The sequence below is a fragment of the Chryseobacterium sp. T20 genome, from assembly GCF_047345655.1.
GTDB lineage: Bacteria > Bacteroidota > Bacteroidia > Flavobacteriales > Weeksellaceae > Chryseobacterium.
In genome coordinates, this window is record NZ_JBLFDU010000011.1 from 86,903 (window position 1) to 103,450 (window position 16,548).

18 protein-coding genes are annotated in these 16,548 nt (G+C 35.4%); 14 read left to right on the plus strand and 4 right to left on the minus strand.

The annotated features are described in order from the left end of the window. Nucleotides 1-34: 34 nt before the first annotated feature. The gene (locus ACMA47_RS20355; protein ID WP_034693239.1) at nucleotides 35-1,039 is read right to left on the minus strand and encodes a DHH family phosphoesterase; all 1,005 of its coding nucleotides are present in this window, start codon (nucleotides 1,037-1,039) and stop codon (nucleotides 35-37) included. A 235-nt stretch (nucleotides 1,040-1,274) separates the two neighbouring features. On the opposite strand from ACMA47_RS20355, the gene rpmH reads away from it, so the two are divergent. After that, complete coding sequence (gene rpmH, locus ACMA47_RS20360; protein ID WP_002976260.1) at nucleotides 1,275-1,433, plus strand: 50S ribosomal protein L34; 159 nt, start codon at nucleotides 1,275-1,277, stop codon at nucleotides 1,431-1,433. Nucleotides 1,434-1,586: 153 nt separating this feature from the next. Then, the gene (locus ACMA47_RS20365; protein ID WP_034692990.1) at nucleotides 1,587-2,297 is read left to right on the plus strand and encodes a cell division ATP-binding protein FtsE; all 711 of its coding nucleotides are present in this window, start codon (nucleotides 1,587-1,589) and stop codon (nucleotides 2,295-2,297) included. 58 nt (nucleotides 2,298-2,355) lie between these two features. Here the strand turns inward: ACMA47_RS20365 and ACMA47_RS20370 are convergent, their stop codons facing one another. The 3 genes from ACMA47_RS20370 to ACMA47_RS20380 are packed head-to-tail and all read right to left on the minus strand — an operon-like array spanning nucleotide 2,356 to nucleotide 5,088. After that, nucleotides 2,356-3,048: a tRNA1(Val) (adenine(37)-N6)-methyltransferase gene (locus ACMA47_RS20370; protein WP_413931247.1), complete on the minus strand. Its 693-nt coding sequence runs from the start codon at nucleotides 3,046-3,048 to the stop codon at nucleotides 2,356-2,358. Further along, complete coding sequence (locus ACMA47_RS20375) at nucleotides 3,048-4,502, minus strand: sensor histidine kinase (protein WP_034692985.1); 1,455 nt, start codon at nucleotides 4,500-4,502, stop codon at nucleotides 3,048-3,050. Before ACMA47_RS20375 ends, ACMA47_RS20370 begins: the two co-directional genes overlap by 1 nt. A gap of 1 nt (nucleotide 4,503) precedes the next feature. After that, nucleotides 4,504-5,088, minus strand: a complete 585-nt coding sequence (locus tag ACMA47_RS20380) for a riboflavin synthase (RefSeq protein WP_413931248.1) — start codon at nucleotides 5,086-5,088, stop codon at nucleotides 4,504-4,506. A gap of 48 nt (nucleotides 5,089-5,136) precedes the next feature. Between ACMA47_RS20380 and pdxA the strand changes: the two genes are divergently transcribed. The 12 genes from pdxA to ACMA47_RS20440 all read left to right on the plus strand — a co-directional run bounded on the left by pdxA (nucleotide 5,137) and on the right by ACMA47_RS20440 (nucleotide 16,540). Next, nucleotides 5,137-6,228 carry a 4-hydroxythreonine-4-phosphate dehydrogenase PdxA gene (gene pdxA, locus ACMA47_RS20385; protein ID WP_413931249.1) on the plus strand — a complete coding sequence of 364 codons (1,092 nt, stop codon included), beginning with the start codon at nucleotides 5,137-5,139 and terminating at the stop codon, nucleotides 6,226-6,228. An 84-nt stretch (nucleotides 6,229-6,312) separates the two neighbouring features. Beyond that, nucleotides 6,313-6,843, plus strand: coding sequence for a YceD family protein (locus ACMA47_RS20390; RefSeq protein WP_114822244.1), 531 nt, complete (start codon nucleotides 6,313-6,315; stop codon nucleotides 6,841-6,843). Between the two features lie 67 nt (nucleotides 6,844-6,910). After that, nucleotides 6,911-7,114, plus strand: a complete 204-nt coding sequence (gene rpmF / locus ACMA47_RS20395) for a 50S ribosomal protein L32 (RefSeq protein WP_007843326.1) — start codon at nucleotides 6,911-6,913, stop codon at nucleotides 7,112-7,114. A 127-nt stretch (nucleotides 7,115-7,241) separates the two neighbouring features. Further along, a complete protein-coding gene (accB, locus tag ACMA47_RS20400; RefSeq protein WP_413931250.1) occupies nucleotides 7,242-7,724 on the plus strand; it encodes an acetyl-CoA carboxylase biotin carboxyl carrier protein in 483 nt (160 codons plus the stop codon). Between the two features lie 98 nt (nucleotides 7,725-7,822). Continuing rightward, on the plus strand, nucleotides 7,823-9,178 hold the full coding sequence (gene accC / locus ACMA47_RS20405) for an acetyl-CoA carboxylase biotin carboxylase subunit (protein ID WP_034692971.1): 1,356 nt from the start codon (nucleotides 7,823-7,825) through the stop codon (nucleotides 9,176-9,178). Nucleotides 9,179-9,504: 326 nt separating this feature from the next. Then, complete coding sequence (rocD, locus tag ACMA47_RS20410; RefSeq protein ID WP_413931251.1) at nucleotides 9,505-10,752, plus strand: ornithine--oxo-acid transaminase; 1,248 nt, start codon at nucleotides 9,505-9,507, stop codon at nucleotides 10,750-10,752. Further along, complete coding sequence (locus ACMA47_RS20415) at nucleotides 10,753-11,553, plus strand: glycosyltransferase family 2 protein (protein WP_413931252.1); 801 nt, start codon at nucleotides 10,753-10,755, stop codon at nucleotides 11,551-11,553. Nucleotide 11,554: 1 nt separating this feature from the next. Further along, a complete protein-coding gene (locus ACMA47_RS20420) occupies nucleotides 11,555-12,319 on the plus strand; it encodes a polysaccharide deacetylase family protein (protein ID WP_413931253.1) in 765 nt (254 codons plus the stop codon). Between the two features lie 53 nt (nucleotides 12,320-12,372). After that, nucleotides 12,373-13,119: a glycosyltransferase family 2 protein gene (locus tag ACMA47_RS20425; protein ID WP_413931311.1), complete on the plus strand. Its 747-nt coding sequence runs from the start codon at nucleotides 12,373-12,375 to the stop codon at nucleotides 13,117-13,119. 4 nt (nucleotides 13,120-13,123) lie between these two features. Then, nucleotides 13,124-14,110: a hypothetical protein gene (locus tag ACMA47_RS20430; RefSeq protein WP_413931254.1), complete on the plus strand. Its 987-nt coding sequence runs from the start codon at nucleotides 13,124-13,126 to the stop codon at nucleotides 14,108-14,110. A gap of 3 nt (nucleotides 14,111-14,113) precedes the next feature. After that, nucleotides 14,114-15,301, plus strand: a complete 1,188-nt coding sequence (locus ACMA47_RS20435) for a glycosyltransferase family 4 protein (protein WP_413931255.1) — start codon at nucleotides 14,114-14,116, stop codon at nucleotides 15,299-15,301. A 3-nt stretch (nucleotides 15,302-15,304) separates the two neighbouring features. Then, on the plus strand, nucleotides 15,305-16,540 hold the full coding sequence (locus tag ACMA47_RS20440) for a glycosyltransferase (protein ID WP_413931256.1): 1,236 nt from the start codon (nucleotides 15,305-15,307) through the stop codon (nucleotides 16,538-16,540). Nucleotides 16,541-16,548 lie beyond the last annotated feature (8 nt).

Consider the following 16,548-nt stretch of genomic DNA (forward strand, 5'->3'; position numbering starts at 1 on the left):
GTTTTTACCAGAAAAATTTACAGGTTTTTTGTTCTTATAAACCTTCTTCTTTCACTTTTTCTTTGAAGTTGACTATAGTTCCCGCTAAAGAATCTAAAGATTTCCCTCCGGCTGCATTAATGTGTCCGCCACCGTTGAAATATTTTCTTGAGAATTGGTTCACGTCCACATCATCTTTACTTCTGAAAGAAATTTTAACGAAGTCTTCGTACAGATCTTCCATAAAGAATGCAGACATTTTCACTCCGGCAATACTCAAACCATAATTCACAAAACCTTCTGTATCTCCTTTCTGGAAACCAAATTCCTTAAGTTCATTTCTGGTAAGGCTTAAAACGGCTACTGTTCCGTCATTCACTACTTCTATTCTTCCAAGAACCAAAGCAAGCAAATGCAGTCTGGATACCGTATTGGTATCCCATGTATTGGATGTGATCATGGCAGGATCTGCACCATGTTCAATAAGATTAGCAATAATACGGTGAGTAGTGGCACTGGTAGAACGAAAACGGAAACCACCTGTATCCGTCATAATTCCGGTATAAAGACATTCTGCCATATCCTGATTCACCAGCTTTTCATCATTCATTGCTTCAATGAAATGATAAATCATCTGTGAAGTAGCAGGAATTACCGTATCAGAATACACAAAATCAAATTGTTCCGGTTGTTGGTGGTGATCGATAAGAATTTTCTTTCCCGGAGCTTTTACCAACCAGTCTCCCAATAACCCTATTCTTGATGGAGAATTAAAATCCAGGCAGAAAATAACATCTGCTCCCGCAATCATATCAGAAGCCAGCTTTCTTTTATATTCTGCAATAATAACTTTCTTAGATTCCGGCATCCATTTCAGAAATTTCGGAAAATCATTAGGTACGATAACCTCTGCATGAATTCCTTTTGCTTTCAGATAATGTTTTAATCCCAAGCTTGAACCAATAGCATCTCCATCCGGGTTATAATGGGTAAGGATCACTATTCTGCTATCCTGGGTAAGTAATGTATTGATATCTAAAAGTTCTGCTGGTGTAAACATCCGGTGTTTATTTTTCGTTAAAATTAAAGTTTTCAAAGATAGAGCTTTTATATAAATCATTTAAATATTATTTTTGTACCCGAAAATGGTTTTCCCATGAGGGTTTATAAATGCCTGGCGGAAAAACATTACATTTAATTTTAAAAAAAGATAATTAAAGTTTGTAACTTATATTTTTTTATATATCTTTGCAACCTGAAAATTAATAGATTAATTACGATTTAAACATATAGTAATGAGTAAAAGAACATTCCAGCCATCAGAAAGAAAGAGAAGAAACAAACACGGTTTCAGAGAAAGAATGTCTACGCCAAATGGAAGAAGAGTTTTGGCTGCGAGAAGAGCTAAAGGCAGAAAGAGATTAACTGTAAGTGCTGCACGCGCTAAGAGATAATTTCTAATTATCATATACAAAACATGCTTGAGAAGTTCCTTTTCAGGCATTTTTTGTTGTTAAAATTTACTAAAATTTAGGCTACATCAACATCTTTTTTCTATTTTTAGAAGTTGAAATATTTTTATAAGAAATAGCCTTTAAAATTAAATTATGCCACATACAAATATCGCCGGAGACAATATTATAAGTTTACAAAACGCAAAGATTGCGCAAAAAAACTTTACTGTACTTTCTGATGTAAATCTTAATATAAAGAAAGGTAGATTCTGCTACCTTATCGGAAAAACAGGTTCCGGAAAAAGTTCCCTACTGAAAACGCTTTACGGACACATTCCATTAGCATCAGGACACGGAGCTGTTGTAGGATTTGACCTGGCAAAACTAAAGCCGTCTGACATCCCTAACTTAAGAAGAAAACTAGGTATCGTATTCCAGGATTTCCAGTTACTTTCTGACAGAACGGTTGAAAAGAATCTGAAATTCGTTCTTGAAGCAACAGGATGGAATGACAAAGTAAAAATAGAAGACCGTATCAACGAGGTTTTAGGAAGCGTGAACATGAAGAGCAAGAAGCACAAAATGCCTCACGAACTTTCCGGAGGAGAACAACAGCGTATTGCCATCGCAAGAGCCCTTCTTAACCACCCGGATCTTATCTTAGCGGATGAGCCGACAGGAAACCTTGACCCTGAAACTTCCAACGAAATTATGACGCTATTAAAACAGGTTGCCCTTGAAAATGGCGCTGCTGTAGTAATGGCAACACACGATTATCACATGATTCAGAACTTCCCTGGTGAAGCCATCAGATGTGAAGACGGAAAAGTTTCTGTATTGGATACTTCAGAATTATTCGAATAAGAATAAAAAATAAGAAGGTCAGAAATAACTAACTTCTAAAATCTTATTTCTAGCTTCTTTACTTAAAAACATGAAACTCTTTGGTGAGTTCAAGATATTGGTCCGAGTATTGTCTCGGACTTTTTTCTATAATAAAATCAGATTCCTTGATTTCTTTTTCTTGTAACGAAAACTCCAGAATCAATCTTTTTGCCTTTGAATTTTCAATCCCCTTGATATTCACTTTTCTGTTCAGATACAGATTATTTTCTTTACCGATGGAAACAAAAACCTCTCCTGCTTCCACAGGTATGATCACAGAAAATATTCCGTTTTCGGACAATAATTCTGCAGCCTTACTAATTAACTGCCTGAAGTTTAATTCTACAGTCTGACGCGCAATCTTATCTTTTTCAGATCCTGATTCTTCAAAATACGGAGGATTGGATACAATAAGATCAAAACGATCTTCCGTTTCAAAAGTTTTAAAATCCTGAAACTTATTTTTCAACCTTGCATAAAAAGGAGAATGTTCAAAATTGAGCTGGGTAAGCTTTGCAGCATCCTCATTAATATCCAGCCCTAAAAAGGCCGCATGTGGATTTCTTTGTGCCAGCATAAGAGAAATCAACCCCGTGCCTGTTCCTACTTCCAAAACACTGAAAGCATGTTTAACATCCGCCAAAGCGCCAAGCAGAACACCGTCTGTTCCTACACGGAAGACGTCTTTAGACTGCTGAATTTGAAATTGTTTAAATGTAAAAGGCTTCACTATAAATTAGTAGGCAGTGTAATAATGAATGTAGATCCCTTTCCTACTTCTGATTTCACAGAGATCTCCCCTTTATAATCCTCGATCATTTTTCTTACCATGGATAGGCCTAGTCCCATTCCACTACTTTTAGAGGTGAAATTCGGTTCAAAAATTCTTTCATACATGTTTTCAGGAATCCCTACTCCGTTATCCTGAACAGAGATAATCACCCTTCTCTGATGCTGTTCCACATCCACATTGATAATGAGTTTTCTCTGGTCACTTTCTGCCTGTTTTGCATTAGTTACAAGGTTTGTAATGATTCTGGAAAGATAAATTCTATCCATATTGATCATAATATTGGTCTTGTTGGCATGCATGAAAATACTGTCATCATTGAATACGCGGAGAATATCCTCAACTTCCGTATTCAGATTGATCACTTCATTATTTTTTTCAGGAAGTTTGGCAAATTCTGAGAATGCTGAGGCTACTGTAGCAATCAGATCAATCTGATCAACAATAGTTTTACTCATTTGCTTCACTCTTTCTCTGATATTCGGATCTTCAGGATCAAATTTTCTTTCAAAATTCTGAATGGTCAGCTTCATGGGAGTCAATGGATTTTTCACCTCATGAGCCACCTGCTTGGCCATTTCTCTCCACGCTTCTTCAGAGGCCTTAAACCTAAGTCTTTCTTTCTGGTCCTGAATCTGTAGAATCATTCTGTTATAGGCTCTTGCCAACGCATTAAGCTCATCATTCTTATAATATCTGATAGGACGCATTTCATTTTCAAACAAAGTAATACGGGTAATCATATCAGAGAATTTCGTAATGGTTTTCGCCAGGCTATTAGAAGTCACCCAACTAATCCATATACTGAAAAGGATAAGGAATATATCAACTAAAAGAATATATTTTACATATTGATGAAGAACCTCAAGGTAAGCAGATTCATTGTGGTATAAAGGGATATAAACAATTCCGATAGGCTCAAGTTCATTGTTTTTCAACAAAAGATAGGAAGAAGTAAGCTTAGCATCCTTAGCAGCATCATAATTCACCATATCTACCCTTGCATCGGTAGACAGAATCTTATTGATAATTTCTATAGGAATTGTTTTCTGCTCAACTAAACCTTCATCTTTGTTGGAAAGCAAATAGTTTCCTTTCAGATCATAAATAAAAATATCATGCTGGTTGATATCCGCTATTTCAAAGATTTTATTCCCTAAAACTTCCGGAAGATCTTTTGTTTCTATAAGGGTCTGGCTTACTGCATAGTCCAGATATCGCATGACAGCATTGGTTTTATCCTGCATGTCAATATTACTCTGCTGCAAAGAATGATTTCTCAATACAAAGTAAGGAACAAGTGATGTAGCAACGACACTTAAAAAACATACCAGCAAGAAACCGAAAAACACCCGGTTTCTTAAGCTATATCCTTTATACTTATTTATTGACATTCTACTTTTTAATTAACCTAGCAATATACTTACCAATAATATCAAATTCCAGGTTTACTTGATCACCAATTTTCAAATGTTTCATATTCGTGAATTCCCAGGTGTAAGGAATAATCGCTACGGAAAACTGACTGTCTTCACTTTTGGCAACAGTAAGACTGATCCCATTTACTGTAATTGATCCCTGAGGTACTGTTACAAAAGTCCCGTCATTTTCATACTTCATCGTAATAAAATAACTTCCGTCTTTATTTTCGATACTCACCACTTCACCGGTTTTATCAACATGTCCCTGAACAATGTGACCATCCAGTCTTCCATCCATTTTCATACAACGCTCAAGGTTCACAACAGTTCCCAATTCCCATTTTCCCAGGTTGGTTTTTTCCAATGTCTCGTTAATCGCTGTAACCACATAATGATTGTCTTTTATCTCAACAACTGTAAGACAACAGCCGTTGTGAGCAAGGCTTTGATCAATTTTCAGTTCGTTCGTAAAAGGGCAAGTCAGGGTAAAATCTATATTGCTTCCTTTTTCTTCAATCTTCTCAATAACACCAACTGCTTCAATAATTCCTGTGAACATATTATTTTTTGCTAAATTTGTAAATTATAATCTTCAAAGATAATCAAAATGAGCCCAAAAAACCATAAAGTACGAGTAGGAATTTCAATCGGTGATTTCAACGGCATCGGTCCGGAGATCATTATGAAGTCTCTGAAAGACAAAACTATTACAGATTTTTTCACTCCTGTAATTTTTGGTTCGGGAAAATTATTCACTTATCAGAAAAACATTTTTAAGCTGAATCTTAATTTCAACTATGTTAACGAGCCTTCACAGACACAGGCAGGGAAACTTAATATGGTTAACCTTACCAAAGAAAACGTGAATGTAGAATTGGGAGTTCCTACTGAAGAATCCACGAAAATGGCGATTGATTCTTTAGAAGCAGCTACTGAAGCTTTGATGAAAGGAGATATTGATGTATTGGTAACCGCTCCGATCAACAAGGATGAAATGGTAAAAATGGGATTCAAACATGCCGGACATACAGGATATTTTGAAGAGAAATTCAACAAAAAAGGATTAATGTTCCTTGTTACTGAAGATCTTAAAGTAGCTGTTTCCACGCATCATATTCCTATTGCACAGGTAGCTGAAAATATTTCCAAGGAAAAAATAAAGAAACAGATCAGAGTATTAAATCAGACGCTTATAGAAGATTTCTGTATTCAAAAGCCAAAAATTGCCGTATTGGGACTAAATCCTCACGCAGGTGACGGAGGTGTTATCGGAAGCGAAGAAATTGAAATCATCAGCCCGGCTATTAAAGAACTTTCTGACAACGGAATACTGGCATTCGGACCTTTCCCTGCAGACAGCTTTTTCCAGCCGAGTAAATACAAAAATTTCGATGCTGTTTTAGCGATGTATCATGACCAGGGACTGGCTCCTTTCAAAACATTAGCCTATGAGGAAGGAGTAAATTATACAGCCGGACTTCCTTTTATCAGAACATCTCCTGACCATGGAGTTGCTTACGATATTGCAGGAAAAAATGTGGCCGATGAGCAGAGTTTTACAGAAGCGATCTTCACAGCAATCCAGGTTTTCAAGAACAGAAGTGAATACCGCGAACTGATGAATGACCGCCTTCAGCCTAGAAAAATGGCTGTAGACAACGAAATAGATGAAGATCTACCGGAGGAAACTGAAGCATAAATCTTTAAAACAAATTTTAAATTAATTTGTTTCAGATTTTATTTGTTATTATAAAAAAAATGCATATTTTTGCACACTCATTTTATGGACAAGTTAAGAAACTATGACGTAAGCTTTTCCGGACTTAAAAACGGAAGACACGAGTTCAAGTTTGAGATAGATAAAACGTTCTTTCAATTATTTGACACTGAGCAGGAATTTACAAATCCTAGAATAGAAGTGAATGTATCACTTGATAAACACACTACTTTTTTAGAATTTGAGATTAAAATTAATGGATTGGTCGAGTTGGTTTGTGACATCACAAATGAAGATTTCGACTATCCTATTGAGAATGAAATCAAAATTTTGGTGAATTTCGGGGAAGAATATGATGACAGCAATGAAGATGTCATTACCATTCCTACTGCAGAGCATGCTTTCAATGTAGCACATTTGATTTATGAAAATGTAATGCTTTCTATCCCGATGAAAAAGATTTCACCGAATGTAAGTGATGACGATCTTAAAATTCTTGACCAGTTCAGTCCTAAAGATATTGAGGTAACTGAAGAAGAAGAACATGAAAGTGACCCTAGATGGGATGCTTTAAGAAAATTAAAAGACAATAATTAAATAGAATAATTTAAATATGATGAGATGATGAATCTCATCGCTCATCAATTAAAAAAGTTATTAGAAAATGGCACATCCAAAGAGAAGACAGTCGTCCACAAGAAGAGATAAGAGAAGAACTCACTACAAAGCTGTAGTTCCTCAATTAGCTAAAGATGCAACAACAGGAGAGCTTCACCTATACCACAGAGCTCACTGGCATGAAGGAAAACTTTACTACAGAGGTAAAGTAGTATTGGAAAAAGAAGTAGCTACTACTGAAGAAAACTAAGAGTCGCTTTTCACTGAAAAAGCCTCATTTTAATACAAAAACCGCCCAATTTTGATAAAATTTGGCGGTTTTTTGTTGTTTTTTACGTTTTTTTGGTATCTTTGGCATCAAATCAAATATCAAATTTATGGACATTAAAGACATACAAAATCTTATCAAGTTTGTATCTAAGGCTGAAGTATCAGAAGTGAAGTACAAAACTAAAGATTTCGAAATCACTATTAAAACTCCATTAGCTGGAAGCGATGCTGTTTATGCACAACCTGCAGTATACCACACTGCTCCACAAGCGGTAGCTGCTCCGGCACCTGTTGCAACTCAGGCTGCTCCTGTTGCTGAAAAAGCTGAAGCTGCATCTGATGACAGCAAATATGTAACAATCAAATCTCCAATGATTGGTACTTTCTATAGAAAACCATCTCCTGATAAAGATGTATTTGTTAATGTAGGTGACGAAGTTTCTGTTGGTAAAGTAGTTTGCGTTATTGAAGCAATGAAACTATTCAACCAGATTGAATCTGAAATCAGCGGAAAAATCGTTAAAATTTTAGTTGACGATGCTACTCCTGTAGAATATGACCAACCTTTATTCTTAGTAGATCCATCTTAATTTAGAGGTTAGATGTTAGACATTAGATGTTAGATTAAATTCTACATTAAAATAACATTATCTAATTTTCAAATTATCTAATTTTCAAATTGAAGAAGATGTTCAAAAAAATATTAATAGCCAATCGTGGCGAAATTGCAATGCGTATTTTACGTACTTGTAAAGAAATGGGGATCAAAACCGTTGCGGTATACTCTACTGCTGATAAAGACAGTCTTCACGTAAGATTTGCTGATGAAGCGGTATGTATTGGTCCTGCAATGAGTAAAGACTCATATCTTAAAATCCCTAACATTATTGCTGCTGCGGAAATTACCAATGCTGATGCGATTCACCCAGGTTACGGATTCTTATCTGAAAATGCTAACTTCTCAAGAATCTGCCAGAAGAACGGTATCAAATTCATTGGTGCTTCTCCTGAACAGATTGAAAAAATGGGAGACAAAGCAAATGCTAAGGCTACCATGAAAGCAGCAGGCGTACCATGTGTACCAGGTTCTGACGGATTGATCGAATCTTATGAGCACGCTGTAAAAGTAGCTGAAGAAACAGGTTACCCTGTAATGATCAAAGCTACTGCCGGTGGTGGTGGTAAAGGGATGAGAGCTGTTTGGAAAGCTGAAGACCTTAAAGATCACTGGGAATCTGCAATTCAGGAAGCTGTAGCTGCCTTTGGAAACGGAGGTATGTATATGGAAAAACTGATTGAAGAACCTAGACACATCGAAATTCAGGTTGCAGGTGACCAATTCGGTAAAGCTTGCCACCTTTCTGAAAGAGACTGTTCTGTACAGAGAAGAAATCAGAAATTAACTGAAGAAACACCTTCTCCTTTCATGACAGACGAACTTCGTGAGAAAATGGGTGACGCTGCTGTAAAAGCTGCTGAATTCATTGGATATGAAGGTGTAGGAACTATCGAATTCCTTGTAGACAAACACAGAAATTTCTATTTCATGGAAATGAATACAAGAATCCAGGTAGAGCACCCTATCACTGAGCAGGTAATTGATTATGACCTGATCAGAGAACAAATTCTTCTTGCGGCAGGAACTCCTATTTCAGGAATCAACTATTACCCTAAATTACATTCAATCGAGTGTAGAATCAACGCAGAAGATCCTTACGCAGACTTCAGACCATCTCCGGGAAAAATCACAGGATTAAACATCCCTGGAGGACACGGAATCAGAGTAGATACTCACGTGTATTCCGGATATACAATCCCTTCTAACTACGACTCTATGATCGCTAAGCTTATCACTACGGCTCAAACCCGTGAGGAAGCTATCGCAAAAATGAGACGTGCTCTTGAAGAATTCTATATTGAAGGCGTAAAAACAACAATTCCTTTCCACAGACAACTGATGGATAATGAAGATTATCTTTCAGGAAACTACACCACAAAATTCATGGAGGATTTTGTAATGGACAGAAAATATGATAATCACTAAGATTATTTTATCATAAAAATGAAACTGCCTCTTTTTGAGGCAGTTTTTATTTTAACCTTTAAATTTGAAATTTTCAATGCAAAGTGTTAAGCAGTTGTTACCGTGTTTTATGGCTGAGGCATGAATAAAAATTAATAAACAGACAGAAAATAAAATTCCGTCCTTATAAAGATAGAATACCTACAACAGTCTGTCAACAGGGAAAATATTTTCTAATCCTCCATTATTCCGCCCTAAAATCTACTTCAATTATACCCTCAAACGTCACTTGGTAATTGTTTATACATATCATTAATATTGCGTAAATTTGTTGAAAACCAAAATATATGTCAACAGCAGAACAAACAAAAAACTCGCAGTATTTTATTGACCTTGAAGACAAACATGGAGCACACAACTATCACCCACTTCCAGTGGTTCTGGACCGCGGAGAAGGTGTTTTCGTTTGGGACGTGGAAGGTAAAAGGTACTATGATTTTCTTTCAGCATATTCTGCTGTGAACCAAGGACATTCTCATCCTAAAATTGTAGGCGCTTTGGTAGAGCAGGCACAAAAGCTGGCTTTAACTTCAAGAGCTTTCTACAACTCTAAATTAGGAGAATACGAGCAGAAAATAACAACTCTTTTTGGATTTGACAAAGTTTTACCAATGAATTCCGGAGCTGAAGCTGTGGAAACTGCTGTAAAATTAGCCAGAAAGTGGAGTTATGAAGTAAAAGGAATTGCTGAAAACGCAGCGAAAATTATTGTTTGCGAAAACAACTTCCATGGAAGAACAACAACTATTGTTTCTTTCTCTAACGATCCGGATGCCAACCAAAACTACGGACCTTTTACCCCAGGATTTATTAAAATTCCTTATAACGATATTGCAGCCTTAGAAGAAGTTCTTAGCAGAGAAGCAGCAAATATTGCAGCTTTCCTTGTAGAACCTATTCAGGGAGAAGCAGGAGTATATGTTCCGGATGAAAATTTCCTTAAAAATGCTTCTGAATTATGTAAAAAATACAATGTTCTTTTCATCGCCGATGAAGTTCAGACGGGTATCGCAAGAACAGGAAAACTGATTGCATGCCACCACGAAAATGTACAGCCGGATATTTTGATTTTAGGAAAGGCACTTTCCGGAGGAATGTATCCTGTATCTGCTGTTTTAGCAAATGACAACATCATGAATGTTATCAAACCTGGACAACACGGTTCTACTTTCGGAGGAAACCCTATTGCCTGTGCAGTAGCAGTAGCAGCATTGGATGTGGTAGCTGATGAAAAACTGTCTGAAAGAGCGGAAGAATTAGGAAAGCTTTTCAGAGCTGAAATAGAGAAGCTTATTGAAAAGACAGACCTTATTACCAAAGTAAGAGGAAAAGGCCTTTTAAATGCTATCCTGATCAATGATACCCCTGATAGTTCTACTGCATGGAACCTTTGCTTACAATTAAAAGAAAACGGATTGCTGGCAAAACCTACACATGGTAATATCATCAGACTTGCACCGCCGTTGGTAATTACTGAAGAGCAATTGCTGGATTGTGTGAAGATTATTGAGAAGACAATTCTTGAGCATAAATAAATGGCTCTTTCCCTTGCAATCATTACTTATAATGAAGAAGAGAACATCGTAAGACTTTTAGATTCATTAGCAGATATTGTGGATGAAATCGTTATTGTCGATAGCTTTTCTACAGATAAGACCAAAGAGATTTGCACTCAAAAATATCCTCAGGTAAAATTCTTTGAGAAAAAATTTAATGGGTATGGTGAACAAAAAAACCATGCCCTTCATTTATGTTCCCATGAATGGGTTTTGTTTCTGGATGCTGATGAAGTTCCTGACCAAAATCTGAAAAAATCTATACAAAACATTGTTTCTTCAGAAAATACTGAATTCAATGTGTATAAAGCAAAATTCAACAATCACCTGGGGATTCACCTGATCCGATTTGGTGGTTGGGGAAATGTATGCCGCGAAAGACTGTTCAGAAAAAAATATGCACAGTATTCTGATGATAAAGTCCATGAATTTTTGATTACTGATCAGAAAGTGGGCCTTATGGAAGGAAAACTGGATCATTATACTTACAAAAGCATTCATCATCATGTTTCGAAAATCAATAAATATTCGGATATGATGGCTGAAAAGATGTTTGAGCGAGGAAAAAGAATCAATAGATTTAAAATCATTGTAAGCCCAATGTTTGAGTTTATTAAGGTTTTTATTTTCAAACTTGGTTTTCTGGATGGATTTCCAGGATTTTACATTGCCAAAACAATGTCTTATTACACCTTCCTGAAATACATTAAACTGCATGAAAAAACACGACTGTACGAAAAAATACGACTGCAGGAAATTGAAAAAAATACAGTAAAATAGTATGATTCTGTATCTTATTCCTCTTTTATTGGCGGTATTTATCGTTGTATATTTCCGTCTCTATTTATTTGCCTTTCCTTACAACAGACTGGTCATTCTTATGTACCACCAGGTTGAAAAAGAAAGTCATGAAGATCTTACCGTCAGTTTAAAAAATCTTGAACAGCAGTTTTCATATCTGAATTCGAAAAAGTATACTTCCTATTTTTTTTCGGAACTTACTCTTTCAGCGAAAAGAAACATTATCATCACCTTTGATGACGGATATAGAAACAACCTCGAATATCTCCCCTCTTTACTGGAAAAATATAATCTGAAGGCGACAATTTTTATTCCAACAGGATTTATTGAAAAGGGATATAACAATTATTCAATGATGACCTTTGATGAAATCAGAAGTCTGGATAAAAATTATTTTGAGATTGCCCTTCATAGCCATGCCCATGAAAATGTAAGAAACGTTTCTTTAGACTTTATAGAAAAAGATCTAAAAAAAAACATGGAGATCCTCGATGCCCAAAATATCGGATATTCAAAGGTTTTGGCATATCCTTATGGAAAATATCCACAAAAAAAACATGATAAATTCGCATTTTTTTCTATTTTGAAAGAATTAGGAATTGATTTTGCAGTAAGAATTGGAAATAAAGTGAATTATTACCCTACCCAGCGCCCATACGAACTGTGTAGAATTGATATAAAAGGCAAAGATTCGCTTATAAAATTCAAATTAAAACTTATCTTTGGCAGACTAAAACTATTTTAAAAAACAATTTTAGGGAAGTATTCACTTACTTCTCTGTCAAACAAAGCGTTGTGATGAATATAAGTGGTTTGATCATAACATATAATGAAGAAAAAAATATACAGGATGTCCTGGAATCTTTTGATTTCTGTGATGAAATAATAGTAGTAGATTCTTTTAGTACGGATAACACTGTAGAAATTGCAAAGAAATTCCCCAATGTAAAGGTGATTCAGAATAAATTTGAAGACTTTACAAAGCAAAGAAATTTGGCTCTGGATACTGCAACCAACGACTGGGTTTTATTTTTGGATGGTGATGAGAGAATTACACCAGCCCTGAAGCAGGAAATTATTGATGAGCTGAATAAACCCGGGCAAAAGGATGCCTATTATTTTTACAGGAAATTCTTTTTTGCCCAGAAACCAATTCATTTTTCAGGAACACAGTCTGATAAAAATTTCAGGCTATTCAGAAAATCGAAGGCCAGATATATGGCAGGAAAAAAGGTACATGAAACTCTGGAGGTTAATGGAACTATTGGGGTTTTAAAAAATAAATTACTCCATTACTCCGTTTCAGATTATGAATCTTACCGAAAAAAAATGATTCATTACGGAGTTTTAAAGGGGAAAGAACTGGCTGCTAAAGGAAAAAAGTACAGTGTTTGGATTCAATATCTTAAAACTGCTTTTAAATTCTTTAAAGCCTATATAATGAGACTTGGTATTTTAGACGGAAAAGAAGGTTATCAGCTATCTTATCTGCAATCTTTAAGCGTTTATGAAACCTATGAATCATTAAAAAAAGAGCAAAATTAGTTGAATGAAGGTTTGTATCATTAGTTATGATTTTTGGGATTATGATAAGTATATTGTTGAAACATTATGCCAGCGTGGTATTGATGCTCATCATATAAAGATCAGTACCGTTACTCATTCCAACTTCAACGAAAGAGCTGTAAATGCTTTAAGCAAAACTTTTTTAAACAAAAATCTTAAGACTGAAAAAAGACAGAAATATGTTCTGGATTCTCTGGAGAAATTAGGGCATCAGGATCAGATCCTGGTGATGAATCCGGATACATTTGATCTTTCTACCCTTAAAAAAATCCGAAAATCTACAGACCGTCTGGTAACCTATCTTTATGATAATCTTGAAAGAGTTCCTGTGGAAGACAAACTGTATCTTTTTGACAAAATCTTTTCCTTTGATTATATTGATGTTAAAAAACACGGCTTTGAAAAATTAACCAATTACATTTACCTTCCGCATTGTGCAAAAGAGTCTCAAAAGCCAGAAATGGATCTGTTCTACATCACGTCATACGATAACAGAAGAGTTTCACTCATAAAATTACTGGCTAAAAAGTTGATTGAACAGGGATTGAAGTTCCAGATTATGATCATTGGAAAAAAATCCTGGAAACATCAGCTCACCAACATTTTCATGACAGTCCCTAAGAATCTTTTCCTGGTTTTCAGCATCAAGAAGATTCCACATAACGATCTTCCAAAATATTATAAGAACTCAAAAGTTCTACTGGATCTGATGCGTGAAGGGCAATATGGACTCAGCTTCAGAGTTTTTGAAGCCATGTCTCTGGAAAAGAAAATCATAACTGATAATGAAGCCATTAAAACCTATGATTTTTACAATCCCAATAATATTTTGATTTTAAACAAAAATATTAGTAATCTTGACAAATCTTTTTTTGAAAAACCTTACGAGAAAATTCCGGAAGAAATCTACTACAGATACACTTTGGATAGTTGGGTAAATAAAGTTTTTGAACTCGATACTAAAAACTGACAAATGGGAATCTTAAAAAAAATAAAAAAACACTTCGAAAGAAAAGAAAAACTTAAATACCTTCAGTCTAAGGATATAGTCAACATTAATCTGTATGACGCTTCCCAAAAAACGATCCTGTTTGCATCAAGAGATTTTCCTGCCCACGATAAAGAATCCGGGGCTAACAGACTGAAAGAACTTATATTTATTTACAAAGAATTAGGATACAACTGCATTTTATTTGCTCCCCATATGTTTGAAGACGATTCTTATGTGAAGTTTTATCAGCAGCATAATGTTATCGTTTACATAGAGAACAATAAGTACAGGAATATTTATGATTTCCTGTCTTCTTTTAAAAAGATAGATTACGTTTGGTTCAATGGCCCTTTGGCACTGAATCTTTTTTATAAAAAAATGAAAGCCATTTTACCCTCTGCCAAATTCATTTATGATATGGTGGATATTCATTTCTTAAGGTTTAAAAGAGCGATCGAACTGGAACCGACCCGTATTTCATTAAAGAAGAATTATAAACATTTTTTCCGCCTGGAAACTGTTGTTGCCCCACAACTGAATTATATCATCGCCATCTCTGATAAGGAGAAAGAAATTATGAGCCAGTATGCGGACAAAGATAAGATCATTACGGTATCTAATATTCATTATCCTAAAATTGATATTTCTGAAAGAAAAAGCTTCAGTGAAAGTAAGGGAATTACCTTTATAGGTTCTATCCACGAACCGAATATTGATGCAGTAAAGTTTCTCTATGAAAAAATAATGCCTATTGTCTGGAAAACCAATCCTGAGCTGGAAGTAAGCATCATCGGGAATGTTGCAGAAAAACTTGATCTTAAACTATTTCCTAAGTTTAAATTTTTAGGTTTTGTGGAAAGCATTGAAGAGCACTTTATGAATTCGAAAATTATGGTGGCTCCTCTAAGATTCGGTGCCGGCGTAAAAGGAAAAATCGGACAGGCTTTTGAATACTTTTTCCCTGTGGTTACGACAGATATAGGAGCTGAAGGAATGAAACTTACCGATCAAAAGCATGTATTGATTGCCAATGACGAAAACAGTTTTGCAGAGGCTATTATTCAGCTGAATAACGATGAAGAGCTTTGGAATACTTTAAGCAGAAATTCTGTGGACAGTCTGAGAGCATTTTCACCTGAAGAAGTAAAAGAAAAACTTAAAACATTATAATCCATGTCATTAAGTGTAAATTACCACGGTTTTTTTGATGGAAATTTTGGAATTTCCGAAGCTACCAGATTAAATGCTTTAGCATTAGAAGCAATTGGTATCAAAGTAAACCGGATTAATTATTCCAGTGAAACTTTTGAAAGAATTGATTCGGACTCCGAATCATCATCTTCCATTAATGTTTTCCATATTAACATCAATTTCATCAACAATTTCTTTTCTAAGAATCAGGATCTGAATCTTAAGGATCATTATAATATTATTTACTGGGCCTGGGAATTTCCTGAAGTTTCTGAGAAGGTTGTTGAGATATTAAATGTCTTTGATGAGCTGTGGGTACCAAGTGATTTCTGTGTGAATATCTTTACAAAGTATACCGGAATTCCTGTGATCAGATTTTCTCATCCGATCCAAAAAATGACAGAGTCTAAGGATTTTGAGCTTAGCCAATATAATATTTCTCCGGATTCAAAGATCTATCTAACGATTTTCGATTCTCTGAGTACCACTATCAGAAAAAATCCGGAAGCTACGCTGGAAGCTTTCACAACAGTTTTCAAAGAAGATAAAAACAGTGTTCTTATCGTGAAAACGCATAATCTTGAAAGAAGCAAAGATGCTCAAAAAGCCCTGGAAGCTTACCAAAATATTCCGAACGTTATCATCATTAACGAGCATTTTTCAAAGGAAAAACTACATTCTCTGATTCAGCAGTCTGATGTTCTGATTTCTCTCCACGGTTCAGAAGGTTTCGGCCTGACGATGGCAGAAGCCATGGCCTATGGAAAAATTGTTGTCGGAACAGGTTATTCCGGGAATCTGGATTTTATGAATGTAAATAACAGCTTTCTTATTCAGTATGATTTCATCAAAACATCCAATACAAAAGGACTGATTGACGAAGGTTTAACACTTGCCAAGCCTAGCCTGAAAGATGCTGTTGAAAAACTCCAGTATATCAAAAACAATTTTGACAGCCTGACTTCGATGAGAGAAAAGGCAAAATCACAAATTGCTGAGAATTTTTCTATTCAATCTATCGGAGAGCTATTCAAAATCAGATTGAATTTCATTGATGGTTTTGGTAAAAAAGAAAGCACCGGAGGTAGTGATGTCAATAATGTTTTCTATTTAAGCGAAATCGAAAGATTAAATTCCAGAGTTCATTATCTTGAGCGAACTCTTTATAATAAAATCAGAAAGAAAGTCAATGCTTTCTTCAAAAAAGGCAGAAAATAATTTTATTG